This is a genomic window from Phormidesmis priestleyi ULC007 (assembly GCF_001895925.1).
Classification (GTDB): domain Bacteria; phylum Cyanobacteriota; class Cyanobacteriia; order Leptolyngbyales; family Leptolyngbyaceae; genus Phormidesmis_A; species Phormidesmis_A priestleyi_A.
In genome coordinates, this window is the sequence record NZ_MPPI01000012.1 from 48,743 (window position 1) to 68,882 (window position 20,140).

A 20,140-nucleotide genomic window follows, 5' to 3' on the forward strand; every position below is an offset into this window, starting at 1 on the left:
TTTACCCGTAACCTCATGCGATCGACCTCTGGCTAAACTTGGCGAAAAGACCTGCGTATAAAAAACTCTAAAAGAGTCTTTTCATCAGGGCAGGTCAAGTATATACACGACTTAATCACTGACCTCATCGCTGGAAAATGTTCCAAAATTGGCTGCCTATTGATGAAGGTACTGGGCAATCGTTCTGGAACAGTGCTCAAAAATAATCCCCTTGTGTAAAAGCGCTGACTCATTCAAGGCATACCCATCCGTATAGTCATAAAATTGCAGCGCTTTTTGAACTAGCTTGAGAAAGACCTGGGATTTTGAAAAGGGGTGATCGAGCGATCGGTCAGCAATTTATTCTCCACGCTAGACTTGAAGCTAGTGAAGTTCTCACTGATAATGACTCAATGCAGAGTGGGCGATGTTGCCTCTTTGCTAATTTTCTATATTCTGACACTTGTGTATCATGGCGCTAACAGATCCCGGAGCTTATAAAGACACCGTTCATTTGCCTAAAACCGATTTTGATATGCGGGCAAACGCAGTCAAGCGGGAACCCGAATTGCAGAAATTTTGGGCAGAACAGCAAATTTACGAGCAACTGTCACAGAACAACCCTGGTGATCTGTTCATTTTGCATGACGGGCCTCCTTATGCAAACGGCGCATTGCACATTGGTCATGCGCTCAACAAAATTCTCAAAGACACGATCAATAAATATCAACTGTTGCAAGGGCGAAAGGTGCGCTTTGTGGCAGGTTGGGATTGTCATGGGTTGCCGATCGAGCTTAAAGTCTTGCAAACCCTCAAACCCGAAGAACGCAGGCAGTTGACACCCTTATCGCTGCGGCACAAAGCCAAAGACTATGCTCTCAAAGCCGTAGAAGAGCAACTTCAAAGCTTTAAGCGCTACGGGGTTTGGGGCGATTGGAAGCATCCTTATCTGACGTTAACGCCAGACTATGAAGCGGCTCAAATCGGTGTGTTTGGGCAAATGGTGTTAAAAGGCTATATCTATCGGGGTTTAAAGCCTGTTCACTGGAGTCCGAGTTCTAAAACGGCACTCGCAGAAGCCGAGTTGGAATATCCCGAAGGTCACACCTCGCGGAGTGTTTATGCTGCTTTTGAAGTCAGGAATTTGTCAAAAGAGTTGCAGATGCCCCTCGACCCATTTTTAGGCGAGTTGGGCGTTGCCATCTGGACAACAACTCCTTGGACGATCCCGGCAAATTTGGCGGTGAGCGTCAATCCAGACTTGGTTTACTCTGTGGTAGAAGTCGGGGCAGATTTTCCTTCTAAGTTTAAGTATCTGATTGTCGCGAAAGACTTGATCGATCGCCTCTCCGAGACTTTGGGAACAACTCTGACCGAGAAAGCCACGATGATGGGTCGGTTGCTGGAACACTGCACTTATCGGCATCCGTTGTGCGATCGTCAAAGCGAAATTGTGATCGGCGGTGATTACGTCACTACTGATTCAGGTACGGGGTTAGTCCACACGGCTCCGGGTCACGGTCAAGAAGACTATCAGGTCGGACTGCGCTATGGGCTACCGCTGCTTTCACCCGTGGATGATAACGGCAACTTTACCGAAGAAGCCGGACAGTTTGCGGGGCTAAACGTGTTAGGAGATGGCAACGGTGCTGTAATTCAAGCATTAGCCGACGCTGGATCATTGCTCAAAGAAGAACCTTATGTTCACAAATATCCTTACGATTGGCGAACCAAAAAGCCGACGATCTTTAGAGCGACTGAGCAGTGGTTTGCGTCGGTTGAAGGGTTTCGAGACGAGGCACTAGCGGCGATCGCCCAAGTCACCTGGATTCCTGCACAGGGCGAAAACCGGATCACGTCGATGGTAACAGAGCGATCGGACTGGTGCATTTCTCGTCAGCGCAGTTGGGGCGTACCGATCCCGGTGTTTTATGACGAAGAAACGGGCGAACCGTTGCTAAATGAAGAGACGATCGCTTATGTGCAAGCGATCGTGGCAGAAAAAGGCTCTGATGCCTGGTGGGAAATGTCTGTAGAAGAACTTCTGCCAGAACACTATCATGGGCGCACCTATCGCAAGGGCACCGACACGATGGATGTTTGGTTTGACTCTGGTTCTTCGTGGGCAGCCGTTCTCAAGCAGCGAGAGGATCTCCGATATCCTGCCGATCTGTATCTAGAAGGATCGGATCAACATCGTGGCTGGTTCCAGTCCAGTTTGTTGACGAGTGTGGCGGTGAATGGTCATGCGCCTTACAAAACTGTTTTGACGCATGGTTTTACGCTGGATGAGCAGGGACGTAAGCAAAGTAAATCGCTTGGAAATGTCGTCGATCCGATGGTCGTGATCGAAGGTGGCAAAAACCAGAAAGAAGAGCCGCCTTACGGAGCCGATATTCTGCGGCTGTGGGTTTCGTCGGTGGATTACACAAACGATGTGCCGATCGGAAAAACCATCCTCAAGCAAATGTCCGATGTGTATCGCAAGATTCGCAACACCGCCCGGTTTTTGTTAGGTAACCTGCACGACTTTGATCCGGCTAAAAATGCGGTTGCTTATGAGCAATTGCCAGAACTCGATCGCTATATGCTGCATCGAATGACTGAAGTCTTCAACGACGTTCAAGATGCGTTTGAGAGTTTTCAGTTTTTCCGCTTCTTCCAAACCGTGCAAAACTTCTGTGCGGTTGATTTGTCTAACTTCTATCTGGATGTTGCGAAAGATCGGCTGTATATCAGTGGCACCGATGATCTGCGTCGTCGGAGTTGTCAAACCGTGTTGGCGATCGCCGTTGAAAATTTGGCACGGGCGATCGCACCTGTTTTATGTCACATGGCAGAAGACATCTGGCAAGCCATCCCTTACCCAACGCCTTATAAATCAGTGTTTCAAGCGGGTTGGGTGAAGCTAGAACCTGAGTGGAACGCACCCGAACTGGCAGAGAAATGGGAGATTTTGCGCCAGGTGAGAGCAGAGGTGAATAAAGTTCTAGAAAAAGCCCGTGCCGAAAAGGAAATCGGCTCTTCGCTAGAAGCCAAAGTTTTGCTGTATGTGCCGGATGCTCAATTGCGACAAACTCTGATGGCTCTCAATCCTGCTGACGGTTTGAGTGGCGATGGGGTGGATGAGTTGCGCTATCTATTTTTAACGTCGCAAGTTGAGTTGTTAGACTCACTCGATCGCCTATCAGGACTCAACTACACCAGTTCATCAGAAATGCTGAGTGTCGGAGTCACCCATGCTGACGGCAAGAAGTGCGATCGCTGTTGGAATTACTCAATTCACGTTGGCGAATTTAAGGAGCATCCGCTACTCTGTGAGCGCTGCACTTCGATCGTCAGTCACTTAGGATCGTGAATTGAATCGTGTCTGTTACTTATAGAGCTAATGGGCACGGCAGTGCCATGCCCGTACGTGGATTTGTAGATTTTATGCAAAAAGGGACGTATTTGAAGTACGTCCCTTTTTTGGTTTTGTCAGTCTAAGCGATCGGCGATTTAACGAATAAAACTAGACGAAACCCAACCACCGTTTGTTCGATACCAGCCGTTTGAGGAGCTATAGATAGGAACGCTTGCGCCATAGCCAACGCTGCCCACAACGCCATAGCCAGTGCCCGGGCCACTGCGAATAAACAAGCCACTACCCGCAGTGACTGTGCCATAACCACTTCCACTGTTGCCGCCACCACTGCCACCACTGCCACCTGCGCTCGTGAAGGATGACGCGATCCAACCGCCGTTGACGCGATACCAGCCCCCCGAAGAGCCATAGGTGTTGACGCGTGTGCCATAGCCTAAACCCCCAACAATGCCATAGCCCGTGCTCGGACCACTGCGGATATTGACTCCACTTGAAGCCGTAATCGTCACAGCTCCAGTAGAGGAACCGCCACCAGGATTACTGCCACCACTGCCGCCACTACCACCCGCGCTCGTGAGAGACGACGCGATCCAACCGCCGTTGACGCGATACCAGCCACCCGAAGAGCCATAGGTGTTGACGCGTGTGCCATAGCCTAAACCCCCAACAATGCTATAGCCCGTGCTCGGACCACTGCGGATATTGACTCCACTTGCAGCCGTAATCGTCACAGCTCCAGTAGAGGAACCGCCACCATTGTTGCCGCCGCCACCACCGCCGCTATAAGCAGAACCCGATAGCCCTAACACAGAAGCGGTCTGCGGCCCAACCACGCCGTCTACAGAAATTTTTTCATAGCCTTGGAGCAGAGAGACAATATAGGCGGTTCTTTGCCCATAAACTCCATCGACTGCGATGTCATAACCACGATTGCGAAGGGCGCTCTGAACGGCAGTCACCGCCGAACCTGTGCTGCCAGTTCCGACTGCTGCCATCGCATTGTGAGCACCTGCCAAGATTGAAACCGCGATCGCCAGACTAGCAACGCCGATCCAAGCAGAATTAGGAATGCTCAAGCCGAGTTCTTTGAGCGATCGAAGTTTTAGTTCTGGATTAGGGTTTTCAAAGTCAACCGCTAAATGAAGATAAGCTAAATTTTCCATTAGGTTCTCCCTGTAAGTAGTGTAGATTTGCTAAGGAGTGCGGAGTATCGATAAGAATTTTGAACTGTAAAACTCTTGATGTAAATCAAGGTGAGCCAGCAGTGAGAGAGGGACGCACTGAGGGTTTCAGTAATTTCTCATATGCTTACACTTAGTATATTCGCGCTTTTCCTTCTGACAGTAAAGTAAAATCAGCAATTTCACGCAGTCAGAGAAAGGACTCAGTGAGTGAGCCTGTTATATCCGCCATTTAGCTTAGGCTAAAGCTGTGAGCAGGTCTTCTGATGGAGTGAACCCGACCGCGATCGCCACATCATCGCAGACAAAAAGAGGGCGCTTAAGCAGCATGGCATCCTGAGTAAACGCCTCAACCCACTGAGCATCTGTCCAGGTTTTCTTCTCATCTCCCAAAGAGCGGTAAGAGTGCCCAGAGGTGTTTCGCATCGGCTTACTTCCGAGTGTGCTTACCCAGGCATCAATCATTGATTGAGTCGGTGGATGGTCTTTGGTGTTGATGAATTCGTAGTCAATGCCGTTAGCTTTAAGCCATTGAAACGCTTTTTTGCAGGTGCCACAGGTCGGGATTCCATACACTTGAATTGCCATAACATTTCAATAAATAGTAGAGACGAGTGTCTCATAGTTCAGACGCTCGATAAACTACAACCGATGTTGAACTCGATCGCATCGCTAACCCAATTGCCGACAGGTGCCCCGACCCCATTGTCCATCAATGCTGAACGACATTTCACTGAAAGGCTTTTGATAGTGAGGCGCAAATCCGACAACGACCACATCGGCATTTTTTGCTGCCCCTCGATAAATCGTTTGTCCCTGGTTGTTCCTGCCACTAAACGCAACCCTGCCTTGAGAGATTAAACGATCGCTGCCCTTTTGCCGCAGCTCAAAAGTTGTGAAGCCGCTCTCTTGGGTGTAAATGACGGTGAAATACAGATTGCGATCGTTGATGTCGCCCCTACAGGTTAGCCGAAAGCCAGCTCCTGGACGGTTTTCTTTAGACGGTTCAGGTTTGCTGGCAGTGATCACGGTTCCGATCGCGGGTTCTTGAAATAATTTCTGCCCGTTTTGCAGCACGATCAGTTTTCCGCCTGACTGAGTTTCTACCACATAAGTAGTGTTGCCGTCGATCGCACGATAGCCCCGCTGGGTCGAAGTAGCCGTTACCTGCACCCTGCTATTTGGCTTGCCTTTTTGCCGCCCTAGATAGAAGATTCGTCCCTGAGTGCCCTTTTGACAGACGTTGACTAAGTAGTTTGCGGTCTCGAAGGCGACCAGGCGGCGGTTTTCTGGACTCAGCGTAGTGCAGACTCTTAAATCTGCTTCGGTTGCAGTGGGTGAAGTTGTAACCGCAGGGCGAACAGGTTTTTGAGGCGTGACGATCGGCGATTTCTGCACCGTTGGAGCAGGTCGACTAGACGAACCGGGAAATGCGATCGGGGTTTGATAGCGTCCACTACAGGCTTGCAGCGCCAGGGTTGTCAAAAAGATAGCGCCAGAGAGATGCAAGGTACGCATGATCTATTGTGGGTGTAACTTTGAGTGTCAGTAAGCGAAGATTGCGCCTTTCTTATCAATTTCAAAAGCCCGATCGCCCTGAGTGGTTGCTGGTTGAATCCGAATTTTCACCCGGTTTTCTTTTGCGTCAACCGCAATGTCATATCGCACATAGACGCGATCGCGCACCGGATTGATTGCTAGATAGACGGGAAGCGGCACATTGCTGACTTCATCGGTCTTGCCAGCCGCAATTTTTCTGCCCTTTGTGTGTCCGACTAGCGTATATTCAACGACTTGGCTCGATTCATTAACAAACTGCACCCGCACTGGCTTTTTAGGATTTACATGACCCAGAGGCTGCCAATCGGCGCGAAACGGGCTAGCGGTTTGGGCTGTCGTCCAGACTGGAGCCGCAACACTCGCGCTGACCAATAGTCCGATCGTCAACAGCGCGTTGCTGCAAATGTTCCGTATCATAGATTTTTCTTTAGTTAAGTTAGTAAATTTATCGAGATTCCACAGGACAGGAGCTTGATCGCTGCAAAACACTCACAAAAATTACATCACATTTCCGTGATCTTAGGGAATCTCTTTAGAATTTGGGAATTTGCCCCCGTGAGAAGGGGGCACGATCGTAGAAAATCTAAATAATTTCTCTCGCCCGCTCTTCTGCCACCGTTGTTTCGCTAAACAGAGCAGAATAAACAACTCCTGCAATCACAGCACCCAAAATCGGTGCAACCCAGAATAGCCAAACCTGTCCGAGCAGTTCGCCGCCCACAATCAGCGCAGGGCCGAGACTCCGAGCCGGGTTGACTGAGGTGTTGGTGACCGGAATGCTGATCAGGTGAATCAGCGTTAAAGCGAAACCAATGCCGATCGGAGCAATGCCTTGAGGGGCACGAACATCAGTCGCACCCAAAATAATCATCAAGAAGAAGAACGTCAGCACGACTTCAATCACCAGACAAGCCAGTAAGGAGTAACCACCGGGAGAGTGCGCCCCAAACCCGTTGGTCGCTAGTGGGTTTGAGCCAGATAGCGTGAAGCCTGGTTTACCGCTGGCGATCAGATAAAGCAGACCCGCGGCAGCAATTCCTCCTAGCACTTGCGCCACGATATAGCCCAGCAAGTCTGCGCCACCTCGAAATCGCTTGGCGACAAACAGACCAAATGAGACAGCAGGGTTAAGGTGAGCGCCAGAAATGTGCCCAAGCCCAATTCCTAGCGGAAAGAGTGTTGTTTCACCAATCTTTGCGGCATCAGCAGTGTAAGCAGCCGCTAAAACAGCGCTACCACATCCGCCAAAAACGAGCCAGAATGTGCCGAAAAACTCTGCAATGCAGCGTGTCATCAGTGACATTTTTTTATCCACTCCGTGATTTCAAGTGTGCGATTTGCCTTGTTAAAAGAAACATCAAACGATCGCTTTATAAATCGCGTTATAAATTGTTTGAAGCGATCGTCAAAATCTGCCAACGGGCAAAAATTGCAGAAGCAAATGTCTTTAAACTAGGCGGATGTTTCTATATGCAGAACAGGAATCTAGATACCCTCTTTTAATTCAGGCCAACAGAAGAAAATTAGAGTTTTCCTACGGTTGGATGTAAAAAGGGATAGTGTCGTGATTACGTACTAGATTTTAAGTAGAGGAAGTTAATTCTACATCAGCCATCATCCTGAGCTTAGGCAAGGCTTACGCCCCTGAGTCTAGATTTGCCCTGAGCCAAATTGCTGAAAAAATAGAGTTAATAGGATGTAGTGTGAGGTGCTGTCAGACTTAAGTCAGCTAAATGACTGAAAAAAAGAGGTTTTGTGGTGAGATGCCCGTCTACTCATCGATCGCCAAGGCAGTCGTTTTGTTAGCGATCGGCAAAGAAACCGTGATCAGGGTGCCCTGACCTGCCGCGTTGGCAATTTTTACCGCTCCGCCGTGTAATTCTGCAATCCATTTCACAACCGCTAACCCCAACCCCGCACCAGGGTTACCCGGAATCGAACTCGCATTGCTGGCACGATAAAATCGCTCAAACACTCTCTCACGATCCGCCACAGGAATGCCAATTCCTTGATCTTGAACGCAAAACACAATTCCATTTTGCTGATCGCACAACTCTATCTGCACCGTTCCCCCATCGGGCGAATATCGCAAGGCATTGGCGATCAGTTGCGTCACCATCTGTTTGAGCAACGCCGTATCGGCATAAATGACGATCGATTGCTCCTTGTGCTTTGTAAACACCAGACGATGAAGGCTATCGGGCGAAAGATGCCATTCCGCTACTAGTGTTTGACAAAACTCGGTCAGCTTCAGAGGTTGAGGATTAAATGGCAAAGAGCGAGCTTCTGCTTGCGCCAAGAAAAGCGTATTCTCTAGCATTTGCTGAAGGCGGCTGACACTCTCAGTAATGCGCTGAAAGTGACGATTGTTCAGCAAATTTTCTGGAGAGCCACCTTCTTTATGGGGCGATCGTGCCAACAATTCTGCTGAGAGGGTAATCACAGACAAAGGCGCGTAGAATTCACGAGAAATCCGACTCATTAGCTCTGATTGGAGATCATTTGGGTGTTGCGCTTGAGCCAGAGCAGTTTGTAGGTGAGTTTGCAGATTGAGAAGTTGTTCGTTGCGATCGATGAGTTCTGATGTGCGTGTCTGCACTTTGATTTCTAGCTCTCGGTTCAACCTTTTTAGAACCGTTTCGGCAGCGCGACGATCGGTGAGTTCTTGCTGAAGCTGCACGTTTTGCGCTTGAAGCTGCTGTTGCAACTGACTGAGTTTCAACTGAGTCTCGATTCGTACTAACACTTCGGCAGGTTCAAAAGGCTTGGTGATGTAGTCAGATCCCCCAAAGCGAAACGCCATCACTTTATCGAGCGCTTCATCATTGGCGCTGAGAAAAATAATCGGGATATCGCGAGTGCGATCGCTAGATTTAAGAAAGCTGCACGCCTGATAGCCACTCAACGATGGCATCACAATGTCAAGCAAAATCAGATCGGGAGGATTCAAAATTGCCGCTTGCAGTGCCAACATTCCATCAGTCACTTTGCGAACTTTGTGCCCCTGTTGCGTCAACAACCCTGACAGCGATCGCAAATTGTCTATGTCATCTACGAGTAGGATATCGCCAACAGGTTTTTCAGGTTCGCTAGTCATGAGCTTGGAAAACTAGTAAAAAAAGTCACCTGCTGAGGGTCAGGCTTAAAGCAGAGTATAGCCACTAAACCCTTTTCTGAGAGGTTTACAGAGTGACTAGTCTTTTTCATCACCTTTGAGATAGATTGTCAAGCTTATAGTACGCCTTTAGAGCTAGGAATCGTATGGGCACGACGCGGATCGATCTCGGCTGCCATGCGGAGCGATCGCGCAAACGCTTTAAACGTCGCCTCGATAATGTGATGGGAGTTAATGCCGTCTAGCTGACGAATGTGCAGCGTCATCTGAGAGTGATTGACGATCGCCACAAAAAATTCTCGCACCAGTTGCGTATCATACGTTCCCACTCGCTGAGTCGGAATCTCTAACCCATAACTCAAGTGGGGGCGACCCGAAAAATCAAGCGCAATTTGAACGAGGGCTTCATCGAGCGGCGCAACAAAATGACCAAACCGCACGATGCCTTTGCGATCGCCCAGTGCTTTGGCAAACGCCATTCCCAGCGTAATTCCGACATCTTCGTTGGTGTGGTGATCATCAATCTCGATATCGCCTATTGCTTGCACCTCTAAATCAATCAGCCCGTGTGATGAAATCTGGTGCAGCATATGATCGAGAAAAGGAATTCCCGTTTTGGCAACGCACTGACCTGTGCCATCTAAGTTGAGGCTGATATGCACATCGGTTTCACCTGTTTTGCGGCTGACCGAGGCAGTCCGATTCCCTTCAGGAATGTAGGAAGGCGCAACTTGAAGACGATCGCTGGTCTGCATAGGAGTCATTTTGAAGATTATTTTCCATTATCTCTGCAATCCAAAAAATCCAGCAGCATTTTATTTTAGTCAACACTGCTGGATTTGCTGGTGGGGCGATCGCGTCCCTACTCTGCCGCGCTTTTTGATCCCGTCATCCCCATGATTTCGTATCCAGCATCAACGTAGATCGTTTGTCCCGTAATGCCGCTAGACAAATCACTACACAAAAACGCTGCCGTATTGCCGACTTCTGTTTGAGTCACCGTCCGACCCAGAGGAGCCACCGCTTCAACGTGGTGAATCATATCTAAAATTCCGCCCACCGCCGACGAAGCCAACGTCCGAATCGGGCCGGCTGAGATCGCGTTAACTCGAATATTTTGTGCCCCCATCTCAGAGGCGAGATATCGCACATTCATTTCTAATGCCGCTTTTGCAATCCCCATGACATTGTAATTGGGGATCACTTTCACACCGCCAAAATAGGTCATCGTGACAATGCTGCCGCCGTTGGTCATCAAAGGTTTTGCAACGCCAGCCAGCTTGATTAACGAATAAGCACTGATGTCAAGAGCCGTGGTGAACCCAGCGCGACTCGTTTTGCTAAAGTCGCCAGACAGATCGTCTTTACTGGCAAAGGCTAGACAGTGAATGAGAATATCTAGCTGATTCCATTGGTCGCGCACCGTGTCAAACGTCGCCTGAATCTGGTCATCGTCCTGAACATTTAACGGCAAAAATAAGCTGGGCTGCAATGGCTCTACGAGTTCGGCAACCTTTTTCTCCATCCTTCCCCGTTCATCGGGCAGGTAGGTGATGCCAAGATTTGCGCCCGCTTTGTGGAGTTGTTGAGCAATGCCCCACGCGATCGACTTGTTATTGGCAATTCCAGTCACCAGAGCGTTTTTTCCAGTCAGGTTCAACATAGACATTCATTTCAATAGCATCTACAAGACTACAGTGCGACGGGTAACGGTTGAAGTGCAAATCGCTTTACTTAGCGCTAGGATGTGGGCAAATCTTAATTGAGTTATTGAAAAACTTGAAGTAATAACAGAGTCCCTACCCGGTTTTCAGAAAACTTCCGGCTGCTAGAAGAAATAAGGTAGTATTAGGCACAAAAAGTACCGCGAGAGTGAGTTTAAGTGTTCTAAAGTCATCAATCTCTCACAGAAAAGTCTTAGATTAAGGCTCCGTCGATGACAGGGAGAAAATTGGAGTAGGAGTTACGACAAAGGAAATGGTAGTGACCAAAGAGCGACCCTTAGCAACGATGTTTCGTCAGATTGGTGGAGGAGCCTTCCCGCCAGTCGTAGAGACGTTTGAGCGCGGCAAGACGATTTTCTTTCCAGGCGACCCGGCAGAGCGGGTTTATTTCTTATTAAAAGGGGCAGTGAAGCTCTCTAGAGTTTATGAAGCAGGTGAAGAAATCACCGTTGCCCTACTGCGCGAGAATAGTGTCTTTGGCGTGTTATCGCTGATTACGGGGCAGCGTTCCGATCGCTTCTATCACGCGGTTGCGTTTACCCCGGCTGAGTTGTTGTCGGTGCCGATCGAGCAAGTCGAAAAAGCGCTCAAAGACAACCCCGAATTGTCAATGCTGATGCTGCGGGGTTTGTCGTCTCGAATTCTGCAAACTGAGATGATGATCGAAACTCTGGCCCATCGAGATATGGGTTCTCGCCTAGTTAGCTTCTTGCTGATTCTCTGCCGCGATTTTGGGGTTCCTGGTCAAGATGGGATCACGATCGATCTGAAGCTCTCACACCAGGCCATTGCTGAAGCGATCGGCTCAACTCGCGTCACAGTGACTCGGCTGTTAGGCGATTTACGTCAAGACAAAATGATCTCAATTCACAAGAAAAAAATCACGGTGCATAACCCAGTCACCTTGAGTCAGCAGTTCACTTAGTGATCAGGTAATTCCTGTAACTAATTGATCCTTGTTTCTGTAAATACGATATTCTGTAAAAGCACTAAATCGTAAATACAGAACATGGTTAATAAGAAAACTAAAACTGTCTCAAAATCTAATGGAACGTCAGCACCCACCAATCTGAATGAGTGGGCTGGTGGAAAAAGTGCTGAAGAAAGCCCTGCTCCTGAGGCCTCGGTGTCTGTCGCAGAAACTGTTGCAGCAGCAGTAAAACCTGTTGCCGAAAAAGCAGCTCACGTTGCTAAAAAGATCACAAAAACAAAAGCTGTCGCACCGATCGAAGGGGTGCCTGACGAAAAAGCAGTCGAAATCACCTCCAAAAAGTCCGCTAAAGATACTAAAGATCAGTCTTCTGAGAAATCAGTGAAAATGAAACGGCTGACTTTAGATATCTCTAAGCCGTTGCACAAAGCTATCAAAGCTAAAGCGGTCGAAGAAGGCATTCCGATGGTTGATATGCTGCGATCGCTGCTAGAAAAATATTATGGCAAAAACTAGAAGGCGGTGATTAGGTGCTGACGATGCCTGACCACTGAGCTTTCTTTAATTTTTCACGTCGGTATGAAAAGAAATTCAGAGAGTCTTGATAGGTGCAGTGAGGCGCGATCGCGATCTGTTCTTCGCCAAGTCCCAATCGCTCTAGTTGCAGAGCATTAACTCGTCGCACATCTAATCGCACTCGCCCCGATGTCGAGTCAGACAGCACTGGAGAATTGGGCATTTCTAGTAATCGTTCTACGTTCGCGTCTAAAGAACTTTCTAAATCGAGGTTGATGACAGTCGCTCCGACCTCGACTGCCACATGAGTAGAAACCTGATAGACTTCCCCTGCGATCGCTGGGCCCATCGCTACCCGCAAATCTTGAATTTGGCTCCCTTGCTGGCAGAGACGCGCGATCGTGCCGGGCACAATCTTTTGAGCCGTTCCCCGCCATCCCGCATGGACAGCAGCCACTTGACCTGTCTTGACATCCGCAATCAGCACTGGGGTACAGTCAGCGCTGCAAACCCACATCGCTTGACTGGCTTGCTCCGAAATTACTCCATCGGCATCGGGTAGATTCTCATTCGTTAACGGAGTTGGCATTTCTGACGGTGCCAACACGACGTTGCCATGCACTTGTTTAGCGCGATATGCCTGAGCAAATGGATACAACGCCTCCGTGATCTCAAAGGGCGATCGCGGTGCAAACTGTTGCGTAAAAAAGCCGTGTTTCCAGGGCGCTAGCAGACTAGACGTTAAATAGGGTAGATGATTCCAAGTTTGCCAGTGCCAAGTGTGCATGACTAATCGAGACTGCGGGGTGATAGGGTCACGTTCACTTTAGCAATCGATCGTTGTTTTTAGCCTTCTAGAAGCGCGTTAGCTTCGCTCCACGTAGTATTTGCCGCTTTGCGAGAAAGTCCGGGTGCGCTCAGAAGAACCTTGAAGAATATCTCTGGAGTAGACTGCGTGTTAAGTTTCGACAAAGGTAATGGTTGAAATATTATGATCTAAGCGATCGTTCTCGCAGGGCAGGTAAACTGGAACCTGGCAACGAGCATTCTCGACAAGTGTCACATTACACCAGCGCAGCAAGCAATTCGTGAGGAGATTGATCATGACTCAGCAACCCAACGTGACCCGCCAGAAAACTTTTTGGGGGCAACGTTTTTTAATCAGGCGGTTGAGTTACTTGAGCGGAGTTGGCATTTTGGGCAGTGGGGCAGCGATCGCTCAAGCTCCGTCTAATGTGCCCCCGGTGATCATTTCGGCTCCGTCAAGCTCTCAGTCTGCGTCGCCAGCAAGTGCCCTATCAAACGAGAGATTGTCATCTACGACCCTCGGTGCTGCTGCCCTAGCCCTGCCCGAACGTTCAGCCCCTGCCGATCAAGTGCAAATCGACGTGCAGCCTACCCAAACTTCTCCTGCTGTGACCCCGCCTTCAGAATCGTATGAGGCACCTAGCACGATCGTGATTACAAATCGCTCGTCGGGCTGTGAGATCACGCTCAATCAAGGACAGGCGATCGCAGATGGATCATGTGGCAGTCAACGCCCAGTTGCAAGCGCATCGGTTCGGAGGAACATCGGAGCGATCGGGGGCGAGGTCGAGTCTGTGCAAGTGAGCGCGACTCCAACTATTAGAAGTTTCTCTAGCAGCCCAGAGGCGAGTGTAACGACTGCCGCCGCACCTGCCTACAGCTTTGTGAAAGACTACTATAACCGCACAATTCGCCCCTTAGGTCGCCCAGGGAATGGAAATCTACGGCTGATGTTCCCGCTCTCGATCCCGGTTGAGATCACGTCAATTTTTGGCTGGCGAATTCACCCAATCAGTGGCGATGCTCGCTTTCACGCTGGCACAGATTTGGGCGCGCCGATGGGGACTCCCGTTTTAGCAGCGCTGGCAGGTCGAGTGGTTTTAGCAGACTTTTTTGGCGGCTATGGGTTAGCGATCGCCCTCGAACACGACAACGGCAAGCAGCAAACGCTTTATGGGCACCTCTCAGAGATCTTTGTCAAACCGGGCGAAGCCGTCAAACAAGGCACCGTGATCGCACGGAGCGGCAGCACTGGCAACTCTACGGGGCCTCACCTGCACTTTGAGTTTAGACAACTGACGACCGAAGGCTGGGTCGCTCAAGATCCAGGGGTGCAGCTAGAGTCTGCGCTGGCTCAGTTGGTGAAGTCGCTCCAAACGGCTCAAAAGGCACCCGTTCAACCAAGCAACGGCAAATCTTAGAGCAGACTTGGCGATCGCGCATTCACCAAACAACTTTCTATCCTGAAATGAAAACTATCGAAACGATCGCGCATGTTGCTCCAGATGGAAAGCTGACGCTCCAGCTACCTGCTGACATTCCCCCAGGCGATCACAAAATTGTCCTTGTGATTGACGAAGTGCCGATGTCTCAAACTGAATCCTCAAAAGAAAGGAGTAATGCTTGGAATGTTCTCAAGAAATATGCAGGAACCGTGAAGGATCTGCCGGAAGATTGGGCGATCGAGCATGATCATTATCTCTATGGCATACCCAGGCGCAACTCTCAAGAACCTTCAATGCAGCATTTTTAATGAATTTACAGATAGCCATGTTCCGCTAAAAAATCGGGACTGAGGACAGCAGGAGAACCGATCGCGATTTCCCCATGACTGGCAGAACCCGATCGTAGAAACTTCTCAACATACTTACCCAAAATATCGCCCTCTAAATTCACCCAACTGCCTGGGCTGAGGTGACAAAGGTTGGTTTCCTCATAGGTGTGCGGGATCACTGCGACCGTGAACCAAGATCCAGCCGGATCACAGTTAGCAACGGTCAAACTAATGCCGTTAATCGCCACACTTCCTTTGGGGAGAATGTAGCGGGCAACTCGCTGACTCGCGGTCGTAAACGTCATTTCCCAAGAGCTTGCGGTCTGCACTGCCGATTTGAGCATTCCTGTACCGTCAATGTGCCCTGTGACAAAGTGACCGCCCAACTTGCTGCCAACACGCAAAGAGGTTTCGAGGTTGACACGCTTATTGCCAGTGTTCTGAGACAACGTGGTGCGCTCCGTCGTTTCAGGAGAGACAACTGCCACAAACCCCGATCCCAAAATCGCAGTCACGGTGAGGCAAACCCCGTCAACGGCAACACTATCGCCGATCGCTAAGTCTTTCAAAACTAGGGGGGCCGTGGAGTTTGAGCAAGCAATCTGAAGATGTTCAGATCCTAAAGTTTGAAGGGTGCCAACGGTTTGAATTAGTCCTGTAAACACGATTCTTAAAGGGGTGTAAAGGATCAGGATTTTAGCAATAATCTACGATGGAGCTTTAGCGGCGAAAGGCTAGAGTCAAGGATTCAGAATTTAGATTAGAATTAATCTTTTTTAGAAACTTGATGAAATGAAGAAGTCTGCTTTATTTTGTCAAATTCTGAGGCGGATCATTTAGGATCAGGGCAGAGATCAGGGCATACTTAGTATTGCATCCCTGTTTGAGTGTTCCCAAAGCGGGTGTGCTAGATAGTTGGCTGACTTTGTATTATTCACGAATCTAACGTTTCTCTCGCTTCAAGTGTTCTAGAGGCTATACCGATGATTGAAATGAAGGTCGCTGGAATCGCATTAGACGCGGCAACCCGCAGCCCGATCGTACTCCTCAAAGATGGGACTGACCGCCGAGCGCTGCCGATCTATATCGGGCAAGACCAGGCAAAAGCCATCATCAGCGCTCTAGAAAACCAGACACCGCCGCGTCCTCTCACCCATGATCTATTTGTCAACTTGATGGAGTCGTGGGAGATGACCCTAGAGCGAATCGTTATTCACTCTTTACAAGATAATACGTTTTATGCGGTGCTGATTGTGAACCAAGGGGAAGCGAAGCGAGAAATTGATGCTCGTCCTAGCGATGCGATCGCGATCGCCATTCGCACCAATAGCCCCATTTGGGTCATGGAAGAAGTCATTGCTGACGCTTCAATTCCAGTCGATCGCGATGCCGATGAAGCCGAGCGCAGAGCTTTCCGCGAGTTTCTCGACCAACTTAGCCCCGAAGACTTTAGCCAACGGGGACGATTTAGCAGTGGCGAGGCGCAGTAGACCAAAACCTCCGAGGTTTAAGCCACTCTGTCGGTCACGATGCTTGATTCTTGGTTAAAACCTCCGAGGTTTGCGTAAGTCCTGTGAGTTATCGTCGCTTTGGTCAAACCAATCTTTCTCTGTCGGTCTTCTCACTGGGAATGATGCGCTGTTTGGCATCTGAAGACGTTGCCGAACAAACGGTTAGACGCGCGATCGCGCTAGGAATTAATCACTTAGAAACCGCTAGAGGCTATGGCAAAAGTGAGCAGTTTTTAGGGGCGGCATTGCAAAATGGGCTGACTCGATCGCAGCTTTACATCACCACAAAAATTGCTCCAACTCCCGATGCAGAGACGATGGAGCGTGCGATCGACGAGTCGTTACAGCGATTAAAGGTTGATTATCTAGACACCCTCGCCATTCACGGCTTAAACACCTGGGAGCATCTGGCCTGGGTAGAAGCTGAAAATGGCTGTATGCAAGCAGTGCGGCAAGCGATGGCAGACGGACGGGTTCGTCATGTCGGGTTTTCAACTCACGGATTTTTAGATGTGATTTTGGCCGCGATCGCCACCAATTTTTTCGAGTTTGTCAACCTGCACTACTCGTTGTTTTTTCAACGTAATCAGGCAGCGATCGAGCTTGCCGCTCAGAAAGACATGGGCGTGTTTATCATCTCTCCTGCCGATAAAGCCGGGTTACTTTACACTCCTCCGCAAACGCTGATTGACCTTTGTGCGCCCTTTTCCCCGTTGGAGTTGAACTATCGATTTCTTCTCAGCAATCCGGCGATCACGACTCTTAGCGTCGGAGCCGCTAACCCAACAGAACTCGATCTACCACTGATGAAGGCAACTCAGTTTCTAGAGGCTGAAGCAGCTAGCGCACTAGCCCGTCTGCAAACCCAGCAAGCCCAGACCCTCAAAACTGATTTGTGCAGCCAGTGTTATGCCTGTTTGCCTTGCCCAGAAGGGATTCATATACCAGAAGTTTTGCGATTGCGAAACTTGACGATCGCCTACGACATGACTCGCTTTGGTGAATATCGCTACCGGATGTTTGAAAATGCAGGGCACTGGTTTCCGGGTAACAAAGCAAATCGGTGTAATGACTGTGGCGACTGTCTGCCGCGCTGTCCAGAAAATTTGGATATTCCGACGCTTTTAAGAGATGCTCATCAGCGATTAAATGGCAAACCAGGACGGCGGTTGTGGCAAGACTGACCTACCGCCAATAGGGTCGTCCTTTCCAAAAGACTCCGACGACAACTCCGATTAGCGAGACCACATTGACCTCAGGAACCATTGCAGTGGGAAACGGCACAAACGATTTAAGAAGCAGCCATAACGCCACACAGGGAATGAGGGCCCATAACGTCGAATTTGTGATCATCACCTGGCGAAACCAGCGTTCTAAAACCGCGACAGCGAGTGCTCCAATCCCAAGGGGAACGGCGAGTTCGATCAGCACCCCGATCGGGGAACTCAGCATCTTAGTCAAAAGATTCGAGATCACAGGCACTGAGGCAGCCGTCTGCGTAAGGAGAACATCAAAGGCGATCGCAATCAAAACCGTAATTAAGGAAATCTGGAGTAAGGAGATCCACGGAAGAAATTTTAAGCGGCGGAGAGGGTCATTCATGGCAATTGATTAAAGAAGTTGACGATTAGCTCATGCACTTTTTATACCAGCGATTTAGAACAGAAATAGGGTGACATTCTAAAATCAGTCTTAAACTAAAGATAGGCACCCATCGATCTCCTGACTATGATGGGGAGGGCAATCGCGAGATCCTTGTCCGCTACAGTTCTACACGAGTTTTGAGCGCATGAATCAAGGTGAGGCAATGCAACAACCGTTCCAAACACCAATAGCCTGGTCACAAACGCTGATCGGAGTCAGTTTGCTCTGGGTCACGATCGGGGCAAGTGAGAAAGCAATTTCCGCAGAAGTTCCTCCTAGTGTCACCGCACATTTATCTACTCAAGCTGCCCTACAGCCCTCTTTAGAACCCCTTAATCTCAGTCAAGCCCAGCAGGGTAGGTGTGGCGCATCATCTACTTTGGGTGTGACAGATCAATCGATTTCTCAATACAATCTCACAGTTCCTAGCTTTTGGTGGACGCGAGATCAAATCTCGGCTCAACCTCAATTTGGCAGCAAATTGCTAGATAGCTGGCTCGCCTGCCCTGGTCAAACTGATGGTGCCAGCAGAGTTGATTTTATCGTCAATCAACAAGTGTGGAGTCTATTAGATTATTTAGACCGCTATGGGGTTGTTCAGCAGCTTGGCAAAGTTGCTAGGGGCTTTAGCTACAATACGCGCATCTTTAACCGCCAAGGAGGGCTGTTAGCCGCCTACACCTGCAATTTTGCATCCAATAACGGGGTTGCGACAAGGGAACTCACTGATAGACAGCGTGGGGTGAAAGTCGCTTCAGCCGACTTATCCAATCCTTCACCTTTGGCTTCTGCGATCGTTTGCAATCTGGCTCTCGACTCTGGTGGCAGAGCGGGGCTTCGAGGTCGCCCTAGCCCGCTTGACGGACTTTCTCCCAGAGGTTCTGGTACGATTCAACCGTAGATCTAGGCAGGGGTCGTAGAAACTCACTGCGATCGAGCAACACCTGCGACGGCAGTAATAAAGAATTTTTTTGTAACTCTTCGGGAAACGTCGCTACATCGAGAGCATTAAGCATCGGAGATGCCGCATCACTCAGTAAAGAAAGCTGAGGCGCAATTTCGGAAGTCCAGCAGAAGTTGATCCACTGTGAGAGCAGCGTTTGTGTCGCTGGTGCTGACTGACTGGCAACTGGATGAACCCATAAATCTGACCACAGTGCCGTCCCCGATTTGGGAAAGACCGCTCCGATCGGTTGATTTCGCTGCATTAACGGCAATGCGTCAGTAGACCACCCCACTGCCACCCAGGTATCTCCTAACAGCAACGGTTGCAGATAATTATCAGAACTGTAGAACTTGACTTGCTGATGCAGCGATCGCAGTTCAGTTTCTAACGAAGGAACGGTTTTAAGGTCGATCGTGTTGTAAGACTTGCCTAACCGCTTTAGGGTCAGACCGATGACTTCTCGTGGCTGGTCGAGCAAAGAAATGTGTCCTCGCAGATCGTCTCGCCACAGATCACTCCAATCAGTCGGGGGCTGAAGATTTTTTTCGCGAAAGAGATCGGTGCGATAGAGAATGACGGTGCTGCCCCAACGGTAGGGAGCCGCCCAAACCGCACCCTTAGGGTCAGGCAAACCTTGCTGATTGCGAGTCACGATCGTTCGCCACTTAGCGGGCATCTGTTGCCACTGCTGCCACAAACTTGGGTCAAGGGGCTGAATTAGCTTTTGCTGAATTGCGGTTGCCAACCAAAAATCGCCTAAAGTGACCAGATCGGCGGGGTTCTCTGCTGAGGGTTGGCTCAAAAAAGGAATCTCGATCGGCGATCGCTGAGGCGGTGGCTGATTTCTAGGTTGCTTCCAAGTTTGCAGGAGCGTAAACAGCGCTTGCAGTTGAGATTCTGGTTTGAAATCTAGGTTGACCGACTGTCCTGGCAAGCTTTTACGAAACGCACCGACTAGCTGCGCGGGCACCGAGTTTTTCAGCAGTCTGATCGTCAGCGCTGCCTGATCTTGACGATTACACCCAGTCAATAGTGTTCCTAGCGCCAGCGCTCCTGCCCCGGTCAAAAACGATCGTCGCTCCATCAAT

At 49.5% G+C, this 20,140-nt stretch carries 20 protein-coding genes; 8 read left to right on the forward strand and 12 right to left on the reverse strand.

The window, feature by feature from the left end; translation table 11 throughout:
* Positions 1–451: 451 nt before the first annotated feature.
* Positions 452–3,337 carry an isoleucine--tRNA ligase gene (gene ileS, locus BRW63_RS12655; protein ID WP_073071643.1) on the forward strand — a complete coding sequence of 962 codons (2,886 nt, stop codon included), beginning with the start codon at positions 452–454 and terminating at the stop codon, positions 3,335–3,337.
* Positions 3,338–3,477: 140 nt separating this feature from the next.
* Here ileS and BRW63_RS12660 read toward each other — a convergent pair whose 3' ends face one another.
* The 8 genes from BRW63_RS12660 to fabI form a co-directional block, all read right to left on the reverse strand.
* The gene (locus BRW63_RS12660) at positions 3,478–4,506 is read right to left on the reverse strand and encodes an SH3 domain-containing protein (RefSeq protein ID WP_073071645.1); all 1,029 of its coding nucleotides are present in this window, start codon (positions 4,504–4,506) and stop codon (positions 3,478–3,480) included.
* A 255-nt stretch (positions 4,507–4,761) separates the two neighbouring features.
* Positions 4,762–5,112 (reverse strand): Spx/MgsR family RNA polymerase-binding regulatory protein, encoded by a 351-nt coding sequence (locus BRW63_RS12665; RefSeq protein WP_073071647.1) that lies wholly within the window; start codon positions 5,110–5,112, stop codon positions 4,762–4,764.
* A gap of 84 nt (positions 5,113–5,196) precedes the next feature.
* Positions 5,197–6,042 carry a hypothetical protein gene (locus tag BRW63_RS12670; protein ID WP_073071648.1) on the reverse strand — a complete coding sequence of 282 codons (846 nt, stop codon included), beginning with the start codon at positions 6,040–6,042 and terminating at the stop codon, positions 5,197–5,199.
* A gap of 27 nt (positions 6,043–6,069) precedes the next feature.
* Complete coding sequence (locus BRW63_RS12675) at positions 6,070–6,501, reverse strand: hypothetical protein (protein ID WP_143162050.1); 432 nt, start codon at positions 6,499–6,501, stop codon at positions 6,070–6,072.
* Positions 6,502–6,667: 166 nt separating this feature from the next.
* Positions 6,668–7,387 (reverse strand): aquaporin Z, encoded by a 720-nt coding sequence (gene aqpZ / locus BRW63_RS12680; RefSeq protein ID WP_073071652.1) that lies wholly within the window; start codon positions 7,385–7,387, stop codon positions 6,668–6,670.
* 468 nt (positions 7,388–7,855) lie between these two features.
* Positions 7,856–9,181 carry a hybrid sensor histidine kinase/response regulator gene (locus tag BRW63_RS12685; RefSeq protein WP_073071654.1) on the reverse strand — a complete coding sequence of 442 codons (1,326 nt, stop codon included), beginning with the start codon at positions 9,179–9,181 and terminating at the stop codon, positions 7,856–7,858.
* Between the two features lie 134 nt (positions 9,182–9,315).
* On the reverse strand, positions 9,316–9,963 hold the full coding sequence (gene hisB / locus BRW63_RS12690; protein WP_317615816.1) for an imidazoleglycerol-phosphate dehydratase HisB: 648 nt from the start codon (positions 9,961–9,963) through the stop codon (positions 9,316–9,318).
* 98 nt (positions 9,964–10,061) lie between these two features.
* Positions 10,062–10,862 carry an enoyl-ACP reductase FabI gene (gene fabI / locus BRW63_RS12695; RefSeq protein ID WP_073071658.1) on the reverse strand — a complete coding sequence of 267 codons (801 nt, stop codon included), beginning with the start codon at positions 10,860–10,862 and terminating at the stop codon, positions 10,062–10,064.
* 314 nt (positions 10,863–11,176) lie between these two features.
* Between fabI and ntcA the strand changes: the two genes are divergently transcribed.
* On the forward strand, positions 11,177–11,848 hold the full coding sequence (gene ntcA, locus BRW63_RS12700; RefSeq protein ID WP_073071660.1) for a global nitrogen regulator NtcA: 672 nt from the start codon (positions 11,177–11,179) through the stop codon (positions 11,846–11,848).
* 84 nt (positions 11,849–11,932) lie between these two features.
* Positions 11,933–12,370 carry a hypothetical protein gene (locus tag BRW63_RS27240; RefSeq protein ID WP_083582897.1) on the forward strand — a complete coding sequence of 146 codons (438 nt, stop codon included), beginning with the start codon at positions 11,933–11,935 and terminating at the stop codon, positions 12,368–12,370.
* Positions 12,371–12,380: 10 nt separating this feature from the next.
* On the opposite strand, the gene pgeF is transcribed toward BRW63_RS27240, so the two are convergent.
* Entirely contained in the window at positions 12,381–13,157 is a 777-nt protein-coding gene (gene pgeF / locus BRW63_RS12710; RefSeq protein WP_073071662.1) for a peptidoglycan editing factor PgeF, read from the reverse strand.
* A gap of 316 nt (positions 13,158–13,473) precedes the next feature.
* Here pgeF and BRW63_RS27245 point away from each other — a divergent pair, with 316 nt between their 5' ends.
* Together BRW63_RS27245 and BRW63_RS12720 are read left to right on the forward strand one after the other, a co-directional pair.
* Positions 13,474–14,598 carry a M23 family metallopeptidase gene (locus BRW63_RS27245; RefSeq protein WP_083582898.1) on the forward strand — a complete coding sequence of 375 codons (1,125 nt, stop codon included), beginning with the start codon at positions 13,474–13,476 and terminating at the stop codon, positions 14,596–14,598.
* 47 nt (positions 14,599–14,645) lie between these two features.
* The gene (locus tag BRW63_RS12720; RefSeq protein ID WP_073071664.1) at positions 14,646–14,930 is read left to right on the forward strand and encodes a hypothetical protein; all 285 of its coding nucleotides are present in this window, start codon (positions 14,646–14,648) and stop codon (positions 14,928–14,930) included.
* A 5-nt stretch (positions 14,931–14,935) separates the two neighbouring features.
* Here BRW63_RS12720 and ribE read toward each other — a convergent pair whose 3' ends face one another.
* Positions 14,936–15,616 (reverse strand): riboflavin synthase, encoded by a 681-nt coding sequence (ribE, locus tag BRW63_RS12725; RefSeq protein ID WP_073071666.1) that lies wholly within the window; start codon positions 15,614–15,616, stop codon positions 14,936–14,938.
* A gap of 318 nt (positions 15,617–15,934) precedes the next feature.
* On the opposite strand from ribE, the gene BRW63_RS12730 reads away from it, so the two are divergent.
* Both BRW63_RS12730 and BRW63_RS12735 read left to right on the forward strand, forming a co-directional pair.
* Positions 15,935–16,441, forward strand: a complete 507-nt coding sequence (locus BRW63_RS12730) for a bifunctional nuclease family protein (RefSeq protein ID WP_073071668.1) — start codon at positions 15,935–15,937, stop codon at positions 16,439–16,441.
* 83 nt (positions 16,442–16,524) lie between these two features.
* The gene (locus tag BRW63_RS12735) at positions 16,525–17,646 is read left to right on the forward strand and encodes an aldo/keto reductase (RefSeq protein ID WP_073071670.1); all 1,122 of its coding nucleotides are present in this window, start codon (positions 16,525–16,527) and stop codon (positions 17,644–17,646) included.
* A gap of 1 nt (position 17,647) precedes the next feature.
* On the opposite strand, the gene BRW63_RS12740 is transcribed toward BRW63_RS12735, so the two are convergent.
* Complete coding sequence (locus BRW63_RS12740) at positions 17,648–18,064, reverse strand: peptide chain release factor 1 (RefSeq protein ID WP_073071671.1); 417 nt, start codon at positions 18,062–18,064, stop codon at positions 17,648–17,650.
* Positions 18,065–18,251: 187 nt separating this feature from the next.
* Between BRW63_RS12740 and BRW63_RS12745 the strand changes: the two genes are divergently transcribed.
* Positions 18,252–19,007, forward strand: coding sequence for a hypothetical protein (locus BRW63_RS12745; protein ID WP_073071673.1), 756 nt, complete (start codon positions 18,252–18,254; stop codon positions 19,005–19,007).
* On the opposite strand, the gene BRW63_RS12750 is transcribed toward BRW63_RS12745, so the two are convergent.
* The gene (locus tag BRW63_RS12750; RefSeq protein WP_073071675.1) at positions 18,955–20,136 is read right to left on the reverse strand and encodes a substrate-binding domain-containing protein; all 1,182 of its coding nucleotides are present in this window, start codon (positions 20,134–20,136) and stop codon (positions 18,955–18,957) included. The two genes, BRW63_RS12745 and BRW63_RS12750, sit on opposite strands and share 53 nt — an antisense overlap.
* Positions 20,137–20,140 lie beyond the last annotated feature (4 nt).